Annotated in this window: 22 protein-coding genes; 11 read left to right on the plus strand and 11 right to left on the minus strand. The window is 67.4% G+C overall.

Features of this window, described 5'->3' with window-relative positions:
- Positions 1-42: 42 nt before the first annotated feature.
- Positions 43-1,491 carry an Asp-tRNA(Asn)/Glu-tRNA(Gln) amidotransferase subunit GatA gene (gene gatA / locus YM304_RS16955; RefSeq protein WP_015442942.1) on the minus strand — a complete coding sequence of 483 codons (1,449 nt, stop codon included), beginning with the start codon at positions 1,489-1,491 and terminating at the stop codon, positions 43-45.
- A complete protein-coding gene (gatC, locus tag YM304_RS16960) occupies positions 1,491-1,805 on the minus strand; it encodes an Asp-tRNA(Asn)/Glu-tRNA(Gln) amidotransferase subunit GatC (RefSeq protein WP_015442943.1) in 315 nt (104 codons plus the stop codon). Before gatC ends, gatA begins: the two co-directional genes overlap by 1 nt.
- Positions 1,806-1,887: 82 nt before the next feature.
- On the opposite strand from gatC, the gene YM304_RS16965 reads away from it, so the two are divergent.
- Together YM304_RS16965 and YM304_RS16970 are read left to right on the plus strand one after the other, a co-directional pair.
- Complete coding sequence (locus YM304_RS16965) at positions 1,888-2,616, plus strand: SCO6745 family protein (RefSeq protein ID WP_154723516.1); 729 nt, start codon at positions 1,888-1,890, stop codon at positions 2,614-2,616.
- Positions 2,617-2,715: 99 nt separating this feature from the next.
- Positions 2,716-3,843, plus strand: a complete 1,128-nt coding sequence (locus YM304_RS16970; protein ID WP_015442945.1) for a citrate/2-methylcitrate synthase — start codon at positions 2,716-2,718, stop codon at positions 3,841-3,843.
- Between the two features lie 262 nt (positions 3,844-4,105).
- On the opposite strand, the gene YM304_RS16975 is transcribed toward YM304_RS16970, so the two are convergent.
- The 7 genes from YM304_RS16975 to YM304_RS24165 all read right to left on the minus strand — a co-directional run bounded on the left by YM304_RS16975 (position 4,106) and on the right by YM304_RS24165 (position 14,568).
- Positions 4,106-5,275, minus strand: coding sequence for a GNAT family N-acetyltransferase (locus YM304_RS16975; protein ID WP_015442946.1), 1,170 nt, complete (start codon positions 5,273-5,275; stop codon positions 4,106-4,108).
- Positions 5,272-7,929: a hypothetical protein gene (locus tag YM304_RS16980; RefSeq protein ID WP_015442947.1), complete on the minus strand. Its 2,658-nt coding sequence runs from the start codon at positions 7,927-7,929 to the stop codon at positions 5,272-5,274. Before YM304_RS16980 ends, YM304_RS16975 begins: the two co-directional genes overlap by 4 nt.
- 146 nt (positions 7,930-8,075) lie before the next feature.
- On the minus strand, positions 8,076-10,187 hold the full coding sequence (locus YM304_RS16985) for an alpha-galactosidase (protein WP_041298392.1): 2,112 nt from the start codon (positions 10,185-10,187) through the stop codon (positions 8,076-8,078).
- Positions 10,188-10,333: 146 nt separating this feature from the next.
- Positions 10,334-11,293: a prolipoprotein diacylglyceryl transferase gene (lgt, locus tag YM304_RS16990; RefSeq protein ID WP_015442949.1), complete on the minus strand. Its 960-nt coding sequence runs from the start codon at positions 11,291-11,293 to the stop codon at positions 10,334-10,336.
- Entirely contained in the window at positions 11,293-12,063 is a 771-nt protein-coding gene (locus YM304_RS16995; protein ID WP_041300440.1) for an alpha/beta hydrolase, read from the minus strand. Before YM304_RS16995 ends, lgt begins: the two co-directional genes overlap by 1 nt.
- Before the next feature lie 117 nt (positions 12,064-12,180).
- Positions 12,181-12,489: a 4Fe-4S dicluster-binding protein gene (locus YM304_RS17000; RefSeq protein ID WP_015442951.1), complete on the minus strand. Its 309-nt coding sequence runs from the start codon at positions 12,487-12,489 to the stop codon at positions 12,181-12,183.
- 372 nt (positions 12,490-12,861) lie between these two features.
- Positions 12,862-14,568 carry a tetratricopeptide repeat protein gene (locus YM304_RS24165; protein WP_154723517.1) on the minus strand — a complete coding sequence of 569 codons (1,707 nt, stop codon included), beginning with the start codon at positions 14,566-14,568 and terminating at the stop codon, positions 12,862-12,864.
- 170 nt (positions 14,569-14,738) lie between these two features.
- Between YM304_RS24165 and YM304_RS22940 the strand changes: the two genes are divergently transcribed.
- The gene (locus YM304_RS22940; RefSeq protein WP_083908436.1) at positions 14,739-15,647 is read left to right on the plus strand and encodes a M48 family metalloprotease; all 909 of its coding nucleotides are present in this window, start codon (positions 14,739-14,741) and stop codon (positions 15,645-15,647) included.
- 67 nt (positions 15,648-15,714) lie between these two features.
- On the opposite strand, the gene ybaK is transcribed toward YM304_RS22940, so the two are convergent.
- Entirely contained in the window at positions 15,715-16,194 is a 480-nt protein-coding gene (gene ybaK, locus YM304_RS17015) for a Cys-tRNA(Pro) deacylase (RefSeq protein WP_015442955.1), read from the minus strand.
- A gap of 34 nt (positions 16,195-16,228) precedes the next feature.
- On the opposite strand from ybaK, the gene YM304_RS17020 reads away from it, so the two are divergent.
- The 6 genes from YM304_RS17020 (at position 16,229) to YM304_RS17045 (ending at position 21,351) form a co-directional block, all read left to right on the plus strand.
- A complete protein-coding gene (locus tag YM304_RS17020; protein WP_015442956.1) occupies positions 16,229-16,660 on the plus strand; it encodes an acyl-CoA thioesterase in 432 nt (143 codons plus the stop codon).
- Between the two features lie 72 nt (positions 16,661-16,732).
- The gene (locus YM304_RS17025; RefSeq protein ID WP_015442957.1) at positions 16,733-17,623 is read left to right on the plus strand and encodes a MerR family transcriptional regulator; all 891 of its coding nucleotides are present in this window, start codon (positions 16,733-16,735) and stop codon (positions 17,621-17,623) included.
- A gap of 54 nt (positions 17,624-17,677) precedes the next feature.
- The gene (locus tag YM304_RS17030) at positions 17,678-18,043 is read left to right on the plus strand and encodes a VOC family protein (RefSeq protein ID WP_015442958.1); all 366 of its coding nucleotides are present in this window, start codon (positions 17,678-17,680) and stop codon (positions 18,041-18,043) included.
- A gap of 77 nt (positions 18,044-18,120) precedes the next feature.
- Complete coding sequence (locus tag YM304_RS17035; RefSeq protein ID WP_162142102.1) at positions 18,121-19,359, plus strand: MFS transporter; 1,239 nt, start codon at positions 18,121-18,123, stop codon at positions 19,357-19,359.
- Positions 19,360-19,373: 14 nt separating this feature from the next.
- Complete coding sequence (locus YM304_RS17040) at positions 19,374-19,781, plus strand: Zn-ribbon domain-containing OB-fold protein (RefSeq protein WP_015442960.1); 408 nt, start codon at positions 19,374-19,376, stop codon at positions 19,779-19,781.
- A gap of 340 nt (positions 19,782-20,121) precedes the next feature.
- Positions 20,122-21,351 carry a thiolase family protein gene (locus tag YM304_RS17045; protein WP_015442961.1) on the plus strand — a complete coding sequence of 410 codons (1,230 nt, stop codon included), beginning with the start codon at positions 20,122-20,124 and terminating at the stop codon, positions 21,349-21,351.
- Between the two features lie 75 nt (positions 21,352-21,426).
- Here the strand turns inward: YM304_RS17045 and YM304_RS17050 are convergent, their stop codons facing one another.
- Positions 21,427-22,170, minus strand: a complete 744-nt coding sequence (locus YM304_RS17050) for an SDR family NAD(P)-dependent oxidoreductase (protein ID WP_015442962.1) — start codon at positions 22,168-22,170, stop codon at positions 21,427-21,429.
- 28 nt (positions 22,171-22,198) lie between these two features.
- Between YM304_RS17050 and YM304_RS17055 the strand changes: the two genes are divergently transcribed.
- Both YM304_RS17055 and YM304_RS17060 read left to right on the plus strand, forming a co-directional pair.
- Complete coding sequence (locus YM304_RS17055) at positions 22,199-22,822, plus strand: VOC family protein (RefSeq protein WP_015442963.1); 624 nt, start codon at positions 22,199-22,201, stop codon at positions 22,820-22,822.
- A 123-nt stretch (positions 22,823-22,945) separates the two neighbouring features.
- Complete coding sequence (locus YM304_RS17060; RefSeq protein ID WP_083908437.1) at positions 22,946-23,479, plus strand: SigE family RNA polymerase sigma factor; 534 nt, start codon at positions 22,946-22,948, stop codon at positions 23,477-23,479.
- The last annotated feature ends 8 nt before the right edge of the window (positions 23,480-23,487 follow it).

Below are 23,487 nucleotides of genomic sequence, written 5' to 3' on the forward strand. Positions count from 1 at the left end.
CGTTCGACGGGAAGTAGCCGTCGTCGTTCGCGTAGACGATGCTCATGACGCACCTCCTTCGTGTTGCATGTGCTGCTCGAGGACGTGTGCGGCCTGGAACATCACCGGGTCCTTCAGTGCCGGTGCGAGGATCTGCACGCCCACCGGGAGGCCGTGCTCGCCCGTACCGAACGGCACGCTCATGCCGGGGTCGCCGGTGAGGTTCGACGGGATCGTGTACGTGTCGCACAGGTACATCGCAAGCGGGTCGGACGACTTGTCGCCGACTTCGAACGCAACGGTGGGCGACGCCGGGGTGAGCAGCACGTCGGCCTTGGCGTAGGCCGCGGCGAAGTCGTTGGCGATGAGGCGGCGGACCTTCTGTGCCCGCCCGTAGTAGGCGTCGTAGTAGCCGGCCGACAGCGCGTACGTGCCGAGCATGATGCGCCGCTTCACCTCGGCGCCGAAGCCGTCGGTGCGCGTGGCCATGTACATCGAGTTGGTGTCGGCAGCGTCGACGCGGTGGCCGAAGCGGACGCCGTCGAAGCGGGCGAGGTTGCTCGACGCTTCGGCCGGGGCGATCAGGTAGTAGGCGGTGAGCCCGTAGCCGAACGCCGGTACTTCGACGTCGACGATCTCGGCGCCTGCCGAACGGAGCGTGTCGAAGGCGACCTCGAGGCGTTCCTGCACGTCGGGGCTGGCACCTTCGGGCAGATCGGTGATGCGGCCGATACGCAGACCGGCGACGCCGAATTCGAGTTGGCGAGTGAGGTCGAGCGGACCCTGCTGGATGCTCGTCGAGTCACCAGCGTCGTGGCCGGAGATGGCTTCGAGGGTGAGCGCTGCGTCGGCCACGGTGTGGGCGAACGGCCCGATCTGATCGAGCGACGATCCGAACGCGATGAGGCCGAGTCGGCTCACCGATCCGTATGTGGGCTTGACGCCGACCACGCCGCAGAGCGCTGCGGGCTGGCGGATCGACCCGCCGGTGTCGGACCCCAGGCTGACCGGAGCGAACTCGGCGGCGACCGCAGCAGCCGAGCCGCCCGACGAACCGCCGGGCACGCGACTGAGGTCGCGCGGGTTGTAGGTGGGCCCGAACGCGGAGTTCTCGGTCGACGACCCCATGGCGAACTCGTCGAGGTTGGTCTTGCCGATCGTGACGGCGCCGGCCTCGGCCAGACGGGTGACGACCGTGGCGTCGTACGGCGGCTTCCATCCGTCGAGGATCTTCGACGAGCACGTGGTCGGGACCCCGCGAGTGCACATGTTGTCTTTGAGCGCGACGGGCACGCCGGCGAGGAGGCCCGGGTCGCGGCCGACGGTGACCATGTCGTCGATCTCGGCGGCTCGCGCTCGCGCTTCGTCGGCGAGCACGAGGTTGAAGGCGTGGACCTCGCCCTCGCGAGCATCGATCTGGGCGAGGTGCGCCTCGACGACGTCGGTCGCCTTGGTGACGCCGTTGCGGACGTTCCAGGCGATCTGCGTTGCGGTCTGGATCTGCTCGCTCATCAGTCGTCCAGTCCGATGATCGGCGGCACCCGGAATCGTCCGTCTTCCGCGACCGGTGCGGCGGCGAGCACTTCGTCGCGGTCGAGCATCACCCCGACGACGTCGTCACGCATGACGTTGGCGAGCGGTGTCGGCTGCATCATCGGCTCGACGTCGTCGAGATCGAGTGCATCGATGTCGGCGAAGTGGTCGAGCATCGCGCCCAACTCATCGGTCGCCTGGTGCAACTCGTCGTCGGTCAACGTGAGCCGAGCGAGGCTTGCCACTTTGGCCACCGCCTCCGGCGTGATTCGAGTGGGTTCTGGAGACGTCACAGCGGGTGAGGCTATCTGGGCCCCGATTCGGAGGCCCGGCTTCGTTTCGACCGCGTGGGTCGCCATGCACAACGATGGCGTGATGACTCCCGAAGACACCATCACCACCATCGCCGGCCCGACGGGAAACATCGGCGCGGCGTTCTACTTCGACCCGAAGACGGTGGCGGCCGGCAAGGAACTGGGGCTCGACGGTTTCCGCTTCTACGTGCTCGGCCGTGCCGGAGTGCTCGGCGACGTGTCGGCGGCGGTCGTGTCGTCGGCGTTCGGCTACTTTCACCCGTCGCTGATCGACAAGATCTACAACAGCGCGAAGCAGACCATCGACCCGCTGACCTGTGCGCAGGCCTATTTCGACGAGTGCGGCAAGCGCGGCGCCGAACACTTCGCCGGGCTCGACGGGCTCGAGGCGTACATCGAGGCAGCCGACGTCGTCATCAGCGCGGCCAGCCCGGCGGGCCTCCCGCTGTTCGCCGGCATCTCCGGCATGAACTGCGCCGACGAGCCGGCGGCATGCGCGATGCAGAAAGCTGCGGTGCTCCGCGAACTCCGTGGCAGCGCTCATCTGTGCGCCGTGCTCGCGAACGGGCTGACCGATGCGCAGGCCCACGCCATCAAGCGTCCCGGCGACGTCGCGATGTTCGGCTGGGAGGAAGCGCCCGCGGTACCGATCGACGGCGACGAGCGCATGGCAGCGGCCGAGGAGGCGACGAACACGATGTTGCTGAACGCCTTCTTCCCGCTCAGCGAAGCTCAGTCGGAGGCGCTGGTCGCCGGCACTCGAGCGATGGCAGCGGCACTCGGCGTCTGACCCGAGCGAGACGCTCGTCGGCGCGACGCCGATGCTCGACGCGTCAACGTTGACCGAATCAACGTTGATCTACGCGCCGCGGTGGGTCAGAGTGGACACGTGACCACCTTCGTCCGAGCTCCCGAAGCAGCCCGCCGTCTCGGCGTGTCGCTGCCGACGCTCTACGCCTACGTAAGTCGCGGCCGCGTGAGCCGTGTCACGGCCGCCGACGGGCGCGCCTCCCTGTTCGACGTCGCCGAACTCGACGCGTTGAACACGCGCAGCAAGCGGGTGTCGAAAGCACCGCCGCCGACGATCGACGTCCTCATCGCCAGTTCGGTCACTCAGCTCAACGAGGACGGCCTCTCCTACCGCAACCGGTCGGTCGAGTCGCTGATCGACGAGCCGTTCGAGCGTGTTGCCGAACTGCTGTGGACCCGGTCACTCCCCCGTTCGACGCCGGTGTGGCGGGCGGTCGACGGCATCGAGGCGTCACAGCACCTCGACGTGACCGAGCTGATGGTGCTCGCCACGGCGTTGATCCGGTCGGGCCCCAACGACGACGCGCCCGAGTTCGCCAGGGCATTCCTCGCCTCGATCCCGCCGCACTTCGGCAATGCCGAGACCACCGGAACGTTCGCACGTCGCCTGACGCGCACGTGGCACCCGGATCCCCCGACCGAACTGGTCGAGGCGGTCAACTCGGCCCTCGTGCTGTTGGCCGACCACGAGTTGGCCACGAGCACGTTGGCGGTGCGAGTCGCTGCGTCGGTTCGCTCGTCACCGGGTGCGGCGATGCTCGCTGGGTTGGCAACGGTCGAAGGTGCGCTGCACGGATCGGCGGCGCGTTTCGCCCACGATCTGCTCGTCGATGCCGAGGAGCGCGGGGCGCGCGTCGTGCTCGACGAACTTCGCGCTGCACGGCAACGGATCGCAGGGTTCGGACACAAGATCTATCGACAGCGTGACCCGCGGTTCGATCTGTTGCTCGGCAAGGTGCGGCAACTCCCCGATCCACAGCGCCGTCTCCCGATCGTCGAGTCGCTGCTCGTCGAGGCGGGAGCGTCGGTGCCGCAGCATCCCAACATCGACCTGGCGCTCGGCGCGCTGCACTTCGTGGGCGGCTTCCCGGCCGACACCCCGTTGTTCGCCATCGCCCGAACCGCAGGCTGGACCGCGCACTACCTCGAAGAACTCGACGAACGCCCGGTCCGCTACCGCGGCCTCGCCCGCCCCGTCCGCACCTGACAAGCGACCACATCGAGCCAGGCCAAAAATCACCCCCACGCGTACACATCGAGCCTGGGCAGAAATCACCCCCACGCGACCACATCGAGCCTGGGCAAAAATCACCCCCACGCGTACACATCGAGCCTGGGCAGAAATCACCCCCACGCGACGACATTTGGCCTGGGCAGAAATCACCCCCACGCGACGACAATTTGCCTGGGCAGGAATCACCCTCACGCGTACACATCGAGCCTGGGCAGAAATCACCCTCGGTCTTCCGTCAGAACATGGTGGTGCAGCGGGGGGTTGGGGACCAGCCGAAGAAGGCGTCGGCGCGCCCCAGCAGGGCCGGGTCGATCTCGACGCGGCGGCCGCGGGCGAGTTCGGTGACCGACGTGCCGCCGAGCAGCAGCGAGCCGAGACCCGCACGTGTGGAGACGAGGTCGGCGGCGGTGTCGGTCGGCTCGGCATCATCCGCCGTCACCCGCCAGCGCTCGCCGGTGTCGTTCACTTCGATGACGAACGTGTCGTCGACGCGATAGCTGCGCTCGGCGAACAGCCGACCGACGTCGTCGGGTCGCAGCCACAACATGTCGTGCACCGCGTCGGTCCGGACCGCTCGTTGATCGGTGAGCAGGTACGGCAACGGATCGTCGAGCCCGATCGCCTGTTCCGAACGGATCGGCCCGACGAGGTCGTGCGACAACACCACGTGCCAGAGCGCGACATGAGCGTCGGCCGTGCACGCGGTCAGTTCGCCGAGATCGAGACGGTGCTGCGGTTCGGCATTGCCCCAGTTGCTCACGATCTTCCACAGCGCATACCCGTCCGCGTGCAGCGCGCAGCGCACACCGGCACCGAGTCGATGAAGCCGACGCTTCATCACCGCGCCACTTCGATCGACCTCGCCGGCGCGGGCACGGCGATACCGCGTGTGGATCTCGACCAGTTCGTCGACGAGTTCCATCGGATCGACCAAGCGGACCGAGCCAGGCGCTGGCACGAAGTCAGGAGCGATCGACACGAGACGACGGTCGATCGTGGTGACCCGAGATCGCGTGGCAATGCCGTAGCCGAAGCGCTCGTAGATGCCGCCCTCGCTCGAGATCAGCCCGGCGATCGGCGCGCCTCGATCGGCGATGTCGCGGTGGACGTCGTCGAGCAGTCGACGCAGGATCCCTTGGCGGCGGTGCGTCGGCGCCACCGACACCCAGGTCGTGCCGCCGAGCGGAACCACCGCGAGGCCGGGAAGGGTGAGCTCCATCTCGAAGCTGCCCGCCAGCCCGACCACGTCGCGGCCGTCGAGCACCATCCGAAACCGGTCGAGATCGACGGCGTCACGCGCTGCGAGGCGAGCAGCATCGTCGAACACGTCACCGAAGGCTTCCTCGTCGCGCCGCAACAGCGCATCGAAATCGTCGTCGGTCGGGACTCGATACGTCAGCGTCACGAGATGAACGTACGGATCCGGTCGGCCATGTGTCCACCGAATTCCACGAGCCGGTCCCACTGCTCTTCGGTGAGGAACTGATCACCGGTCGAGTAATCGGGGAAGCGGGGATCGGTGGCGCCGAACTGGCGAAGCGACGCCGGCGTCGTGTCGCACACCTGCGCCTTGGCGTAGACGATCGCAGTTTCGTGCCCACTGCCGTCACGGAAGCGGGCGGTACCGGTCGTGATGCAGTCCTGCGGGACGTCGTGTTCCGGCCAGAGCAGCGGTTCCCAGTCGAGGTCGATCTGTACGTCGAGTTCGACATCGGCCAGAGCGATCGCTTGGCGCATCGTGCCGAAACCACCACGCTGGTCGCCGCTCGCGTCGAGGATGATCATCCGGTCGGGATGCTCTCGGAGTTGTTCCACGACCCCGAGGTTGTCTCGGTGGCCGCCGTCGGTGACGTAGACGAAGGCGTCGTCGCGGGCGTCGTACCGATTGAACAGTTCTTTCACGAAGTAGCCGAGGTGGACGCGCGGCGGCGGGTACGGCACGCCGTTGCGGTCGGGCGTGTCGCTGTCGAACCAGTCGTGGCGGCGGGGATTGGGGACCCACATGCCGAGGCGCAGGTTGACCGCGGCGAGCAGCGCGTTGGTCGAGCCGTACGACTGTCGACCCATCGCGGACGAGAACGCCGCTCCCGCCAGCGCCATCGAGCGCGACACCGTCCATCGGCGAGGAAATCCCTGCCACGACGAACCCGTCGGATACCGCGACGTCGGGAACCCGTGATCGTTGCCGTACAGACTGACTCCTGACGGGCGGAACGCGAAGCCGAGCGCCGGGAGTCCGCCGAGTTCGAGTCGGGTCGACTGTGCGGTGCCGCACAGAACGAGTTCGGGGCCGTCGGCGCCGGCATAGTACGGCCACACCGGCTCCTGGCTGTACGGGATCGTGTCGAGCGGTGGCGTGTCGCCACGTCCGAGCAGGAAGGTCTCGGCGAGGCGCTTGCGGTAGATGCCGTTGAGGGTGAGGCGGTGGCTCGGGAACACGTCGGCGAACACCAGCCACGCGACCGCCACGACCGGCACCCACCAGACGCTGAAGAAACCCTCGCCGTTCGCTCGATCGTCGGCGACCTTGCCGGCGAGCGCGAGCAGCCCGACGACGAGAAAGACACCGCCGAGTCGACTCCAACGTCGCGTGACCTCGGCCTGCAGCATTCGCCACACCGCGGCGGCGAGCCCCGCCGAGGAGAACAGGCCGACCCACCGGGCACTCGACTCGGCGCCGCTGCCGGGCGTGTCGGTGCTGGCGTCGAGGCCGGAATCGAGCAACGGTCGGCCGACCCAGATGCCGATCGGAATCGCAACGAGCAACACGAGCAGCAACACGCCCAGCGAACCGAGGGCGATCGAGAATCCGTCGGCCTGTTTGCGCAGTCGCTGATCGGGACTGGTTCGGCTCCAGACGAACACGCCGACGGCGATCGCGACCGGGACGAGACCGGGAAGCACGAGACGCCACGTGTACAGGTCGGCGAATTCGGTCGGGTCGAGACGGTTGGAGAATCCGGGATGGATGGCTGCCGACCCGGTCAGCCATCCGACCGCCCAGCCGACGAGCACCGCCGCTGCGACGACGCTGCCGAGCACGATGATGGTGCGCACGACGACACCGATCACTCCACCCACGATCGACCAGGTGCCGTTGTCGAGGTAGCGCCGCCGCGTGCGCAAGCTCGTCATCCACGGGTGTGACGTGCTGCCTCGCGGGTCTGGCGGTGGACGATCGGAGAACAGGTCGACCTCGTCACGAGCGACGCTCGACGCGCGCCAACCGCCCGAGGTGAATCCTCCGCCCGACACGGCGTGGAGCCAGGTTGCTCGCTGCAGCGTCCCGTCACGCGCCAGGCCCTTGAAGAGACCGGCCATCACGGCCGCCGATCGGATGCCTCCGCCTGACGCGGTGATGCCCAGTCGTTCTTCCGGTTCGGGACGCGTGACACGGTCGGGCGGCGTGGCATCGATCGGTACCCCGTCGTCGAAGACGCGATCGACGAGTCCGAGCAGCTTGTTCATCACCGGTCGGATGCCGCGGGCGGTGACGGGTCCGAGGACGAGGCCGAAGAACCCGACGAGCGCGAGCGCGTACATGGCCCACTTCCACCAGGCGATCGACGCGATCAGCCAGGTGACGAGTTCGGGTGGGCGACGATCGAGCCAGACGAGCTGCCCGCTCGTTTCGACGAGGTCGAGCAGTCCGGCGGCGACCGCGATCTTCGGCATGTGTCGCCACAGCCACCGGTCGCCGCGACGTCGGCGGGGCGCCCAGTGACGGTGCCCTGCCCTCAGCAGGAGGAAGCCGACGACGGCGAACGTCGCGGCGAACGCGAGGTCGAGCACGAGCGCGCCACGCACGTCGTCGAGACCGCTCGGGTCGAAGAGCGCAGCGGACGCGTCCGAGCGGATGAATGCCTCACACTCGAGGCCGCTGTCGACGAACGCTTCGAACCCGCCGTGTGCCGCGACCTCCCAGCGACACGGGTCGCCGGAGAAGTAGAGCCGACTGAGCAGGTGCGTGGGAGCGAGACGGCCGATGAGGGCGAACGGCACGAGCGGCAGCAGCGCACCGAGTGCCCACCACTTGCTCGGCGATCGCTGATCCCCCACCTCCCGCAAGCTAGATCAGACGCACCGACTCATCGAACAGATTCCGCGCGGCAGGAGATGCCAACATCCAGTCTTGGCCGCGTCGGGTCGAGCAACGCGAGCGAAGGCCCGAGGCGACCGGCCTCCGAGCGACCGATGCGCAGCGACTACAGCCTGGTCAGGGTGAAGAGCACGGCCGACTCCGGGTGCAGGGTCGGAGGTCGGATGCCGTGGGTGGCCAACTGTCGTCCGGTGAGCACGACGCCACCCTTGTCCGCCAACCACCCGGGCTGGGCGCCGGCGCTCCCCCAGCGTTCGCGCGGGAGTCGAAGATGCTCGACGCGATACGACTCCTCGGCGTCGAGGCCGGGCAGCCGCAACGGCGGCGACATCAGGCTCTGCGTGGTGGTGAGTTGGGCGAACGACACGATGCCCTCCGAGCGATCGGGCGCGTACACACCGTGTGCGACGTATCCCTCGTCGGTGTCGAAGCGGACGACGTCACCGCTGTGCAGCAGCCCGCGGTACTCCTTGTACATCGCGATGACCGACCGCAGACCCGCCGACTCGTCATCCGACAAGCGGGTGATGTCCCATTCGACGCCGAGGTGACCGAACATCGCGGTCGCCGCCCGGAACGACAGCGTCTGTGTGCGCCCGGTGGTGTGCGCCCTCGGCGGGCCGATGTGGGCGCCCATCACCTCGGGCGGGATCAGCATCGAGGCACCACGCTGGATGGTCTGGCGTTCGAGCGCGTCGTTGCAGTCGCTCGTCCAGACTCGCTCGGTGCGGCGAAGGATCTCGTGGTCGATCCGCCCGCCACCGCTCGCACACGATTCGATCTCGACCGTCGGATGGCGGGTACGAAGCTCGTCGACGAGCCGGTACACCGCCAGCGTCTGCGCCCGCGATCCTGCTGCGCCGTCGACTCCCGAGCCGTGGACGTGGTCGCGGTTCATGTCCCATTTGACGAACGAGATGCGATGGTCCCGCAGGAGTGCGTCGAGTTGTCCCAGGACGTGATCGAAGGCGGCAGGGTTGGCGAGATCGAGCACGAGTTGCCGCCGGCCGAGCACCGGCTCGTAGTCGGGCGTGACCAGCGCCCAGTCGGGATGGTCGCGGAAGAGGTCGCTGTCGGGGTTGACCATCTCGGGTTCGACCCAGATGCCGAACTCCATGCCGAGTCCGGTGACGTGATCGATGAGCGGGCCGAGCCCGTCGGGGTACACGTCGTCGGAGACGAACCAGTCGCCGAGCCCGCTGCGGTCGTCGCGGCGTGAACCGAACCAACCGTCGTCGAGGACGAAGCGTTCGATGCCGAGGTCGGCAGCGGTCGACGCGAGTGCGCGGAGTCTGTCGATGTCGTGGTCGAAGTAGACCGCTTCCCACGTGTTGAGCAGCACGGGCCGCGGCGTGGTGGGATGCACACGGAGGCTGCGGATCGAGCGGTGGTAGCCCCATGTGGCGGCCGTGAGCCCGTCGGGCGAGTGGACGCCGACGACGTCGGGTGTGGTGTAGGTGTCGCCGGGTTCGAGCACGACTTCGCCCGGGTGGAGCAGCTCGCCGCCTTGGACGTATCGCCGACCGTCGGGCAGCCGTTCGGCGTACAGCTGGTGGTTGCCCGACCAGGCGACGTGGACGCCCCACACGTCACCGTGCCACTCGCCGAACCCGCGCCGACCGGCGAACACGGTCGGCACCGCCTCGTGCGACGTTCGACCGCGCCGGTTCTCCACGAGCATCGACCCGCTGGTCCAGTCTCGGCGGACGGGATGGAACTCGCGCGCCCACCGGCCGTCGAACGTGAGGAGTTCATCGGCGTGTTCGGGGAGCGGCACGGTGACGACGAGCGAGTCGAGCGAGTAGCGACGGTCGCCGATGTTCTCGAGCGTGACGTTGACCCGGAGGGCGTGGTCGAGGGTGATGTTGGTGGTCAGCGCGAGTCCGGCGACCTCGTCGATGGCGTCGACGATGACGGTGTTGCCGATGTGCGAGTGGGTCTGCGTGACGAACCTGGGGGCCCACGAGCGGCCGCCCCCTCGTCGTCCGTTCAGTCCGGGACGACCGGGGAAGCCCGACCCGTGCTCGGGCACCACCGTGATCGGCGCGACCGTGTCGAGGCTGCCGTGCACGACCGGCCGGTCGAGCGCCCGAGCGATCGCGTCGGCGTCGGCGTGGTCACCGAGTGGCGCTCCCCAGTGGACGATGTTCGGCGCACCGGTCGACACGTCGACGACGACTTCGGCGTGCTCTTGCACCAGACGAACGATCTTCGACATGACTCCCCTGTCCACGTTGACGCCAGCACGCTACCGACGTTTGACACCACGCCAGCCGGTCCGCGACGCCTCGACAAGCCTCGACAGGTCGAACAGGTCTGGACTGGTCGATGACGTCGCTCCGGGAGCGGCGTGATCGTCGTCGGTCAGTCGTCGGTGGTCGAAGCGGAGTCGTCCGCGTCGCTGTCGGCGGGGACGCTCACGACGTCGCTGAGGTCGAGTTGTTCGTGGCGGTCGTCGTCGAGCGGATCGTCGTCGGCAGCTGGGCGCTCGGCGGCGGGACGGTTGCGCAACGCGGCCCACAGGGCGAGACCGCCGACGATGCCGGCGAGGGCGACCCACTGGTTCCAGCGGAACGGGCCGATCTCGTCGGCCGGGTCGACGCGCAGCCCTTCGACCCAGAATCGACCGAGTCCGTACCCGGCGAGGTAGAGACCCATGAGTGAGCCGTTGGCGGGTGGGCGTTCGCCGTTCGCTCGGCGACGGTCGATGAAGAGCAGGACGGCGACGATGCCGAGACTCCACAGGAGTTCGTAGAGGAATGTCGGATGGAACGTGGTGCCGAGCTCGAAGAACTCGCCGGTGGCCGGGTTGCGGACGAGGTGGTCGGCGTCGATCTCGAGCGCCCACGGCAGGTCGGTCGCCCGCCCGTAGAGCTCTTGGTTGAAGTAGTTGCCGAGGCGGCCGATCGCTTGCGCGAGCGGGATGGCCGGCGCGGCGCACGTGGCCGCCGCTGCGATGCCGACGCCCTTCTCACGAGCGAGGTAGAGCCCGACGGGGATGCCGAACAGCAGTCCGCCGGGGATGCCGAGGCCGCCTTCCCAGAGCTTCGGGATGTTCTGGTAGTTGTTCTCGAAGCGTTCCCAGTCGGTGGCGACGTGGTAGAGCCGGGCGCCGATGACGCCGGCGATGACGGCCCAGATCGCGATCGAACTCGCGTCGTCGGTGGTGCCGACGCCACGGTCGACGAACCGCCGACCCATGAGCGCGACAGCGGCGACGACGCCGAGCGCGATCATCAGGCCGTAGATGTTGAGGCTGAGCGGCCCGAGGTCGATCGAGTTGAACGACGGGCTGGGGATCGAGGCGACGAGCGACGTCATCATCAGTCGGTGACTCGTTCGATGAATTCGAGACTGCGCTCGCTGATGAGGTCGCGGTCGTAGTCCTGGGTGGCGACGTGGTAGCTGCGTTCGAGCGTGACGAACTCGACGGGGCCGCCGGCGGTGTCTCGGAGGTGTGCGCTGTTGTCTGCCGGGACGACGTGGTCGTCGGTCGACGAGAAGATCAGGATCGGCATTTGCAGTTCGCCGTAGCGGTCGGCGATGGGCGCGAGCCCGTCGTTGGTGAGCGACAGCAGTTGACGCAGCGGTGTGCCCTCGTAGGCGATCTCGACGACGTCGGGGTCGGCGATGTCGGAGCCGATGCCGGGCATGACCTCGTTTCCTTCGTCGATCATCTCCTGCACCATCTCGACGACGTCGGCGGGCTGCGGCATGGTGGCCGCGTTGACGCAGATGAGTCCGCGCAGGCGCGGGTCGTCGAGCCGTTGCAGTCCGGTCCAGAGGGTGAGCGTGCCGCCCATGCTCAGGCCGATGACGACGATCTGCTCGGCGCGCTCGGCGAGCCGGTCGTACGCGGCGGCGGCTTCCCCCGACCAGTCGGACCAGTCGGTGGTCTGCATGTCGGCGAGCGTGGTGCCGTGTCCGGGGAGCCGGGGTTGTTCGACGTGGAGATCGGCCGCGGCGAATGCGGTGGCCTGCGTGGTCATCGAGGAGGGGTTGCCGGTGAAGCCGTGGAGGACGAGCACTCCGACCGGTCCGTTGCCGACGTGCGAAAACGGTTCACACCCTTCCATCACGGTTTGGTCACTCATCCCCATTGTCTACAAGGACCGTTCCGGTCACCGGGCATCGCCATCGAGACGTTCCGAGATCTTCACGATTTCAACATCTCGTCAACGATCCGTCACAGCTCGACGCACCGGCCCGTCTCAGTAGGGGTCGTGCGACGAGAGCGGAAGGGTCCACCAGTCGTCGGGGACGTTGGCGGGCTGCCAGTCGGGGTCGGGGTAGATGCAGTCGACGGGGCACGCGGGAAGGCACTTGTCGCATCCGCTGCAGAGCTCCGGGATGATGACGACGTCGGCGCCGTGGTTGAAGATGGCGCCGAAGTTCGGAGGGCAGTGGCGCAGGCAGGCATCGCAGTTGATGCATTCGAGCATCTCGATGCGCAGTGGCGCGTTCTGCCATTTCTCGTTCCTGGTGCGCGTCTCGATCCGTTCCTCGCGCGTCGTCCCCATCGTCGGGAGTGTAGATCGGCGGCGCGCACCCCCCGAGCCGAGAACGACCTGGTGATTCCCATCCCGGATGGAAATAACCAGGTTGCAGAGCCTGGCTCAGCGCGATCAACGGTCCGCAACCACAGAGCCCGCGATGAGCCGCTGAAGTGCGTCGCGGCCGGCGCAGGGAGCGCCAGCGACCAAGCCTGGCTCAGCGGCGATCAACAATCAGCAAACCACAGGGCCCGCGGTGAGCCGCTGAAAAGCATGACGATGAGCCGCCGAAGTGCGTCGCGGCCGGCGCCGGGAGCGCCAGCGACCAAGCCTGGCTCAGCGGCGATCAACGGTCCGCAACCACAGGGCCTGCAATGAGCCGCTGAAAAGCATGACGGCTCAGTACATCTCTTCGGCGCGCAGGGTGGGGTTGCGGGCGACCATGACCTTGACGAAGGCGTCGACGAGTGCGGGTTCGAATTGGGCGCCGCTTCCGGATGCGACGAATTTGACGGCTTCTTCGAGGTCCCATTCGCGTTTGTAGATGCGGCGGGTCGAGAGCGAGTCGAACACGTCGGCGATGGCGACGATGCGGCCGGAGAGGGCGATCGACGATCCGGAGAGTCCGTTGGGGTAGCCGGTGCCGTCCCACCATTCGTGGTGGGTCCAGGCGGCTTCGGCGGCGAGTTGGAAGAGGTCGGTCGACACGCCGGACAGGAGGCGTTTGCCGAGCACGGTGTGCTGTTTGACCTGGTCGAATTCTTCGATGGTGAGCGGGCCGGGCTTGAGGAGCACGTTGTCGGCGATGGCGACCTTGCCGATGTCGTGGAGTCGGGCGGCGAGGCGGAGTCGTTCGCACCATTCGGGTGGTTGGCCGATGGCGTGGCCGATCTCGGCGGCGAGGTCGCCGACGCCGTCGGTGTGTTTGGTGGTGTTGCCGCCGCGGAACTCGGCGAGGGCGGCGAGGCGTTCGAATGCTTCGAGGTGGTAGGCGTCGGCGTCGGCGTGGTCGGCGGCGAACGTGGCGATCAGTTCGGTGGTCTGGAGGCGGGTGATCTCGGCGCGGTGCCGGGCGGTCTGGTTGTCGTGGGCGACCTGCAGCGTGCGGAGGCGGAGGTCGGCGGCGTCGGTGAAGATCTCGCGGTGGAGGGCGAAGTGTCGTTCGCGGTGTTCGAGTGCTTCGGTGAAGCGGCCGGCCTGTTTGTAGGCGGTGGCGAGGTGATCGTGGATCTCGAGTTCGCTCTCGCGCATGTCGGTGCGGTCGGCGAGGTCGAGTGCGGCCGACAGTGCGGCGATCGCTTCGTCGATCTGGCCGCTGCGGAGTGCGACTCGGCCTTCCGAGACGAGCACCCCGAGTTGTTCGGTCGGGGCGAGTTCGGCGCCACCGGCGGTCCGGTATTCCCAGTCGGCTCGAGCCTCGGCGAAGCAGAGCGCGGCGCTGGCGTGGTCGGCGACGCCGACGTAGGCCTCGGCGAGATCGGCGAGGAGTCCGCCGACGAGGTGCGGTGCGTGTTCGCGTGCGAGTTCGACGGCTTTGCGTCCAAGGCTGACGGCGGGGAGGTACTCGCCTCGGCGGCCGCGGATGCGGGCGAGGTTGCCCATGACCATTGCGTCGAGGTCGCGGCGGCCGAGGGGTTCATTGATGGCGAGCGCGTTCTCGTAGGTCGTGATGGCTCGGTCGTAGTCGCCCATCGATTGGTAGATCGCGGCGATCGTGTGGAGGATCTTGCCTTCGTTGATCTGGTCGCCGGTGGCTCGGTACACCTGTATCGCTTGCAGGCACTGTTCGAGGGCAGCGGCGAAGTTGCTGGCTTGGTAGTGGACGACGCCGATGAGGTGGAGTGACCAGGCGAGGGTGAGTGAGGGTTCGGCGTCGTCGACGAGCGACACGGCTTCGGATGCCATGGCGAAGGCGTCGTCGGTCTGGCCGTGCTGGTGGCAGATGGAGGCGAGTTGGTACAGCGCTTCGGCTTCTTCGGCGTCGAGTCCCGACGCGCGTGCGACCACGCGAGCGTCGAGCGCGAGCTTCCGGGCGGCCATCGGATCGGTGGCTCGCTGTGCGGCAGCGTCGTCGAGGAGTTGGCGTACCTTGCCCTGATCTGTCATCTGGTCGTGCACTCGAGTCCTGTTCTGATCCCTGTCGGGAGTTTCGCGTTCATCCAACCCACAAACGCACCCGTTGAGGGTGTATCGACCGATGCAGATCAGAACTTGAATCTTCTGGCGTGCCACATTTCGGGCATTCCGGCCCGCAGAAGTTCCTATCCTGGCTGGTCATGGCCCGCTCGGCGACCTCTGTGACGCCGCGAGGCCGCAAGGTCGAACGGAGCGCGGTGTGGGCGATCGTTCCGGTGCTGGCGATGGTGCCCTTCTCGTTGCTCGCGTTGTACGTGATGTGGCTGCCGGTGGGATGGCTCACCCCGCTTGCGTTTCGGTGGGTCGTGCTGGTGTTCGCCGCGCTGGGGTCGTTGTTGTTCATCCGTCCGTTCCAGGTGTCGGTCCTCACTCCCCTGCTGGGTGCGAGGCGTCCGACGCCGAGCGAAGCCGACACCATCGAGCCGCTCTGGACGGCGATCGCCGAGGCCAATTCACTGTCGCCCGATCGCTACGTGGTCAGGATCGTCGATTCCGACGAGTTGAACGCGTTCGCGTGCGGTGGCCATCTGGTGGTGGTGACCACGTTCGCGATCGAGCGGTTGTCGCGAGCCGAGTTGCAGGGCGTGCTGGCGCACGAGATCAGCCATCATCTCGGTCTGCACACCGTGTCGATCACGATCGGACACTGGCTCTCCGCTCCCCCGCTGCTGCTCGCTCGGGTCGGGTTCTACCTCGAGAACGTCGCGGTGGCGGCGTCACGGAGCTTCGGGGAGCGGTCGCCGTTGGTCGACGCGGCGAGCACGGTCGTGGCGTCGTTGATGCGCGGCGCGTCGTGGATCTTCACGGCCGGGCTGCGTGCGGCCGACGCGCTGGCCAACATCGTCGGTCACGAAGCCGAGTTCGAGGCCGATCAGCGTGCGGTGGCGATGGGATTCGGTCGGGAGTTGGCGAGCGCGTTGCGGCGGGTCCTGGCGGGTGCTCATGTGCCGCGTCCGATCGGGTGGCGGGCTCGGATCGCAGCGAGTCACCCTCCTGCCCGCACGCGAGTCGCCCGCATCGAGGCACTGCTCCGCCATCCCGCCCGCTGACACGACCGTCCGGCAATGCCGAAGTTGATGACATCGCTCCGGGAGCGATGTCATCAACTGTGGTTGGTCAGGCGGTGATGGGGGCGATGGTGGCGTCGAGGAGGCTGGCGAGGTCGGTGGGTGCGACGCCGATGTCGAGTCCGCGTTTTCCGCCGCTCACGTAGACCGTGTCGAAGAGTTCGACCGTCTCGTCCAGGATCGTCGGGAGCCGTTTGCGTTGACCGAGCGGGCTGATCCCACCGACGACGTAGCCGGTGATGCGCTCGGCGACCGCCGGGTCGCACATCGACGCCTTCTTGGCGCCGGCCGCAGCGGCGACGAGTTTCATCGACACCATGCAGCTCACCGGGATGACGACCACGACGACTCGATCGCCGTGCGTGCCGCCCTCGACGTCGACGAGCAGCGTCTTGAAGACCTGGTCGAACGGAAGCCCGAGTGCCTCGGCGGCTTCGCGTCCGAAGTCGCGGAGTTCGTCACCACGCTCGTACTCGTGCACCTCGTAACGCAGGCCGTGGTCGTCGAGCAGTTGGATCGCCGGGGTCACGACATCATTCAAGCAAGTGCGCCAGACTCGCAGCGTGCGTCTTTCCGTCGAACCAACGACCGACCCGAACGACTACGAGTTCACGCATCAGATCCGGGTGCGCTTCGTCGAGACCGATGCGATGGGCATCGTGCACCACTCGAACTACCTCGCGTACTTCGAGGAATCGCGTGTCGCGTACCTGGCTCACATCGGCCACCCGTTCACCCAGTGGCGTGACGACGGGTTGGAGTCGCCGGTGCTCGAGTCGTTCGTGACGTATCGCCAGCCGTGCCGGTTCGACGACGTGATGACCGTCCACCTCCACCTGGCTGCAGCGACGCGAGCGACGTTCCAGATGAACTACCTGATCACCGTCGACGGTGAGGTGCGGACGAGTGGGGCCACCGTGCACGGCTGCACCACCACCGCCGGGCGACCGACGCGGCTGCCCGCCTGGCTCGTCGAACTCGCACCGTCCGCCTGAAGCCCGGCTCCAACAGATCGTCGCGAACGGGGCCTTGACTCTCCCCCAGGGGGAGGGTGAAAGCTGGGTCACGTGCCCGCCGCAACACCGAACTCCGACCGACATCTCGACGACACCGATCCGCTCATGTCGATCGGCATGTTCTCGCGAGCGTCGCTCGTGTCGGTCAAAGCGCTGCGCTCGTACCACGAGCAAGGTCTGCTGGTGCCCGACTCGGTCGACCCGTCGTCGGGATACCGGTCGTACCGGGTCTCACAACTGGCCGACGCCGTCATCATCAAGCGGCTGCGCGATCTCGACGTGCCGCTGCGTGACATCGCCGAGATCGTCGGGGCCCGCGATCCCGACGTGACGAAGAAGGTGATCGCCGAACACGAAGCCGACATGCGCCGCCGCCTCGACGAGGTGACGCGCATCGTCGACGAACTCCAGGAAGCGATCGATCGACCGTCGCTCCACACACCGGTCCACGTGCGCGACGAGGCGGCGACCCATGCGCTCGCGTTCTCGGGGTTCGTCGACGAGAGCGACTACGCGACGTTCCTCGACGGTGCCTACGCCGCTCTGTTCGCCGCCGTCGACATGAGTGGGGCGATCCCGACCGGGTCGGGTTCGGCGCGCTATCCGGCAGCGGTCGACACCGACCAGGAGCCGGTCGAGGCCTACGTCCCGATCGCGGCGCCGATACCGATCCCGAGCGGCGTGCACGACACCGGCGTCGTCCTGACACTGATCCCGGCGGCGACGTGCGCCGTCGCAACGCACATCGGCGGCTACGACACGATCGGCGACACCTACCGTCTCCTCGGCGCGTGGGTGGCGCGCCACGCGACGTCGGCCGACCTCCCGGTCCGCGAGCACTACGTGGTGAGCACCGACCCGGACACGCACGAACTGCTCCCGCCCGAACAGCTCCGCACCGAGATCTGCTGGCCCATCGTTCCGGGTTCGGCATCCGCCTGACCCATCGTTCCCAACCCGCTCGACTCGAGCACCACACGAGAAAGCACCATCACCATGAGCCTCGGCATCGCCGCCATCACCTTCGACTGCGAGAACGCACAGACCCTCGCCGCCTTCTGGGCCGAAGCACTCGGACGCCCGGTCGATCCCGACGACGGAGGCACCGGCATCTTCTTCGCCTCGATCGGGCGGACGAACCCGACGCCCGGAGCACCGGCCTTCATGTTCATCAAGGTGCCCGAAGGCAAGACGGTGAAGAATCGCACGCACCTCGATCTCGATGCCGAGGACCGCGCCGCGGAAGTCGAACGGCTCGTCGGGCTCGGCGCGAGCGTCGTGCACGACAAGGACGAGTGGGGCGTCCGGTGGACCACGCTGACCGACCCCGAAGGCAACGAGTTCTGCGTGGCGACTCACTGAACATCGACGCGCGCCGTCGCTCCACCGGTGTCGGCCCGACGACGCTGCCGCAGTGATCAGCGTGGCAGAGTGAGGTGGTGAGCGGCGACGTGCGACGACTCGCCGCCGGCTTGTTCGCGGTGGCGTGGGGAACCAACGTCTCGACGCCCTTGATCCTCCGCTACCAGGACCGGCTCGACCTGTCGAACAGCGAAGCGGTCGCGATCTTCTGCGTGTACGTGGTCGGGATCCTGCTCGCGCTGTTGTTCGCCGGGAGGCTGTCCGACCGGTTCGGTCGTCGTCCGCTCGTGTTGCCGTCGACCGTGCTGTCAGCCGCCGGTTCGCTCGTGCTCATCGGCGGACAGGACTCGTTCGCCACCCTCCTCGCCGGGCGGTTCCTGCTCGGAGCCGTGAGCGGCGCCATGTTGTCGGTCGGCACGGCGTGGCTCAACGAGGTCGCCGCCACATCGTTCGCGTCGATGGGCGGCACCGATGGCGAGACGGCGGCTGCGATGCGCGACCGGCGCTTGCGGTTGGCGACGATGACGACCGTCGTGATCTATGTCGGCTTCGGGTTCGGGCCGATCACCTCGGCGCTGTGGGATCGCTTCGTCGGCGGCGCGCTCGTCTGGCCGTACGTGATCCACGCTGCCGCCTGCGTGGCTGCGATCGCGTTGATGTGGCCGGTGCCAGAGACGAAGCCCGGTGATCCCGGCGTCGCGCTGCGACCTCGCCTGGGTATCCCGGTGCCGGCCCGCCCCGAGTTCTTCGGCGTGCTGGCCCCGGCCGCGATCTGGGTGTTCGGGTTTCCGTCGGTCAGCTTCGCCCTGTTCCCGGTGATCCTGCGTGATGCGATCGACGGATCCGAAGTACTGCTGGCGGGAGCCAACGGCACGCTGACGGCGGTGGTCGTGCTGCTCGCCCGGCCGATCGTCGAGCGGGTCGGCGACCCGCGCCGGGCGATCCCGGTCGCGTTGGTCATGGGAATCGTCGGGTACGGCATCGGCATCGTCTCGTTCACGACCGGTGCGTGGTGGCTCGTGCCAGGCGCGGCGATCCTGCTCGGTTCGGCGTCGGGCGTGTTGATGGGCAGCGGGTTGGCGATCACCGAGGAGATCGCTGACGAGTCGAACCGCGGCTCGCTGAGCGCGACCTTCTATCTGGCGGCCTATTCGGGCATGTCGATGCCGCTCGTGATCACGGGGCTCGGCAACCTGACGTCGACGACGACCGCCTTGTGCACGGTGACCGGTGTGTGCGTGGTGGCGACGGCGGTGGTCACGGCCAACCTGCGGCTCGGGCGGCGACCCGGATCGGAAGCGGCCGTCACCGGCTGACTAGCGTGACATCCATGTCCGATGCCGCGCTCGCCTCGAAGATCCCGCACGTCGACTACTTGGTGCTCGACGACGGTGACCCGTACCTCGTTGCCGAGGAGTGCACGTCGTGTGGCGCTCGCTTCTTCGGTCGGCGCAATGCGTGTGCCGCCTGTTTCGCGACGGAGTTCACGACGGTGCCGATCGCTCGGGAGGGCACGGTGACGGCGTTCACGATCGTGGCGTTCGCGGCGCCCGGTGTGCCGGTGCCGTTCGTTGCGTCGGTCGTCGACTGCGACGGCACGAGCGTCAAGGGCAACATCATCAACGTCGATCCCGACCCGGCGAACATCCAGACCGGCATGAAGGTTCGCCTCGCCACCTACTCGCTCGGCACCGACGACAACGGCGTCGAAGCCATCGGCTACGGCTTCGAGCCATGACACTTCGTGCGGTCGGCATCTCGCTTCGCTCGGCCTCCCTGCGTTCCCTGCGGCGCGTTCTTCTCCCGACAACTCACACCTGACGACACCAGCATCTCAGACCCGAAAGGAACTCACACTCACATCGACTCGCGGCCGCCGCCGGGAGCGCCAGCGACCAAGGCTGGCGTCTCGCCGATCAGACGCTGACCGCACCGACTCGAGGTGAGGCGAGACCAAACACCACGAAAGGAACTCACACTCACATCGACTCGCGGCCGCCGCCGGGAGCGCCAGCGACCAAGGCTGGCGTCTCGCCGATCAGACGGTTCCACCACGCGACCGAGGTGAGGCGAGACAAATGATCATGGACATCTTCATTCTCGGTATCAACATGACGAAGTTCGGCAAGCACTTCGACAAGGACGTCGTCGATCTCGGCGCGGAGGCGATGATGGCTGCGCTCGCCGATGGTGGCGTGTCGATGGCCGACATCGGCATCCTCGCAGCGGGCAACCTGATGGGTTCGGGTGGCATCGGCCAGGAGCTGCAGAAGCAGGTCGGGCAGACCGGCATCCCGGTGTACAACGTGTCGAACGCGTGTGCCACGGGGGCGACGGCGTTGCGGACGGCGATCATGGCGATCAAGGCCGGCGAGTGCGACATGGGCTTGGCGGTCGGCGTGGAGAAGCTGGCGGGTGCCGGCCTCCTCGGTGGCGGTGGCAACGCATCGGCGTCCGAGAAGCACGAGTGGGAACCGAAGGGCCGGGTGGGCGCGGTGACCGGCGTCGACGGTCGTATCGGGAGCGCGACGATGCCGGCGCTGTTCGCGCAGATCGGCACGGAGTACGACCACAAGTACGGCGGCGAGGGGTCGCGTGCCGACTTCGAGTTGTTCGCTCGCATCAGCGAGAAGAACCATTCGCATTCGACGTTGAACCCGTTGGCGGCCTACACGAAGGCGATGTCGCTGGAGCAGATCATGGGCGACATGATGATCGCCTACCCGAACACGCGGCCGATGTGTTCGGCCAACTGTGACGGTGCCGCCGCTGCGGTGGTGGTGAGCGGCGAGAAGCTGCGCACGCTGTCGCTCGAACAGCAGCGTCGGGCGATCAAGGTGTCGGCGTCGATCCTCACGTCCGATCCGTACGAGGAGGCGTGCCAGGTGCTTCCGAACGTCAACACGCTGACCCGCAACGCCGCGAAGCAGGCGTACGAACTGTCGGGCGTGGGCCCGGCCGACATGGATCTCGTGGAGTTGCACGACTGCTTCGCCACCGCCGAGCTCGTCCACTACGACAACCTGATGTTGTGCGAGGAGGGCGGAGCGGTCGACTTCTTCAACTCGGGTGCGACCTGGCGTGACGGTTCGACGCCGGTCAACGTGTCGGGCGGGTTGCAGTCGAAGGGTCACCCGATCTCGGCGACCGGTATCGCCAACATCTGGGAGGTGTGCCATCACCTGCGTGGTGAGGCCGGTCCTCGTCAGATCGAGGGCGCCAAGGTCGGCATGGCGCACGTGATCGGACTCGGCTCGGCCTGCGGCATCCACGTCCTCGAGAAGTCGGGCCTCGGCTCGGCCGCCTGACCCGACCTGGTCATCTCCATCCCGGATGGAAATGACCAAGTTGATTACATCGCTCCGGGAGCGATGTAATCAACTTCAGCTACGGAGCGTGAGGGCGCCGTCGACGACGAAGATCTCGCCGCTGGTGTACTTGTTGCGCAGCAGTGCGAGCACGGCTTCGGCGCAGTCGTCGGCGGTCGCCGAGCGTGGGATCGCCGCCATCTTGGCCACGGCGGCGTGCATCTCGTCCCAGTCGGCGGTCCACGGCGTCGCTACCAGGCCAGGAGCCACGGCGTTGACGCGGATCGGGCCATACGACTTCGCGAGCAACTGCGTCATCTGGTTGAGCGCTGCTTTCGACATCGAGTAGGCCATCGATGATCCGACGGGGCGGACACCGGCGATCGAGGTGATGTTCACGATGGCCGGATCGTCGGACTCGAACAGGTGCGGGATCGCACGCTTCGTGAGCCACCACGTACCGAACACGTTGACGTCGAAGGTCTTCTGGAAGATCTCGTCGGTCAGGTCGTCGAGCTTGTCGTGCGGAACCGAGGTGGTCCACCCGGCGTTGTTGATCAAGAAGTCGAGTTGGCCGTACTTCTCGATGGTCTGATCGATCAGCGCGTGGCCTTGTTCCTGGTCGGAGATGTCGGCCTGGATGTAGGTCGATTCACCGGGGAGTTGGTCGGAGATCAACTGCCCGGCTTCGACCGACGTCGCCGAGTTCACCACGACGGTTGCGCCGAGGGCGGAGAGCCGACGGGCGGTCTCTTCGCCGATGCCACTCGATGATCCCGTGACGATCGCTACCCGGTTCGCGAACTCTGTTTCACTCATGCAGGAGAACGTAGTGAGATGATGGGGCATGGCTGTCATCGATCACCTCGTGTACGCGGTATCAGATCTCGATGCCAGCATCGACTGGTTCGAGTTGACGACCGGTGTCCGACCGGCGATCGGGGGCTCGCACCCGAACCGCGGGACGCGCAATGCCCTCGCCTCGTTCGGTGACTCCTACCTCGAGATCATCGGTCCCGACCCACGACAGCCCGAACCCGAGTCCGGGAGACCGTTCGGCGTGGTTCTCGACATGGAGCCGAGGCTCGTCACGTTCGCTGTCCGCCCCGGGCGTGGCGAGACGATCGAGTCGCTCGCGGCTGCGGCGGCCTACTCGGGCTCCGACCCCGGCGACATCGTCAGCATGAACCGCACTCCCCCAGGCGGCGACACGTTGCGGTGGCGTCTCACGCTTCCGCCGCTGACGCACGATGGCGTGATCCCGTTTCTGATCGACTGGGGCGACACCACCCATCCGGCCGACACGGCACCGTCCGGGCTGCGACTCGAGCGTCTGGACGGCGCCACCGCCGACATCGCCACCGTCAGATCGGTGCTCACCGCGCTCGCTCTCGACCTTCCGGTCACCGAGGGCGACTCGGGTCTCACCGCCACGATCGCCACCCCGCAGGGCGATCTCGTTCTCACCTGATCTCTCGGTGCGCGCGTCCGTGCACCTGTCCAGATCCAACGAGCTGAGCCGACCGTGACGCGGCCGATCGAAGAATCCCGTCCGTACGGGCAACCTTTCGAGCATCTCGTACGTCCTCCAAGCGTGCAGGCCCCCGAGGACTACGTCGCTCGCTTCGACGAGATGTTCGGTGTGGCCTACCGCGCCGCCTATGCCGTGCTCGGCGAGCGCGGCGACGCCGAGGACTGTGCTCAAGACACGTTGGCGAAGGCGCTGGTCCGGTGGCACCGCGTGGGGCATCACCCGATCCCGTGGACGGCGCGGGTCGCCACCAACGCGGCGATCGATCGGTGGCGTAGACGCAGCCGGACGCTGAGGGGAAGTTGGCCCGACGACGAGATCATCCGATTCGGCGATCCTTCGCTGACCGACCCGACGCATCCGCTCGCCATCGTCCGGCAGCGCAACGATCTGGTCCGTGCGTTGCGCGCACTCCCCCGCCGTCAGCGCGAGGCGGTGGTACTGAGACATCTGCTCGATCTCTCCGAAGCCGACACGGCGACCGCGTTGAAGTGCTCGCCCGGCACGGTCAAGAGCGCGACATCTCGAGGGCTGGCGAAGCTGCGTGAACTCCTCGACGATCCAACCGCCTTCGATCTGAACCCGACCACGAGTTGAGAGGAACG

This window comes from Ilumatobacter coccineus YM16-304 (genome assembly GCF_000348785.1).
GTDB lineage: Bacteria > Actinomycetota > Acidimicrobiia > Acidimicrobiales > Ilumatobacteraceae > Ilumatobacter_A > Ilumatobacter_A coccineus.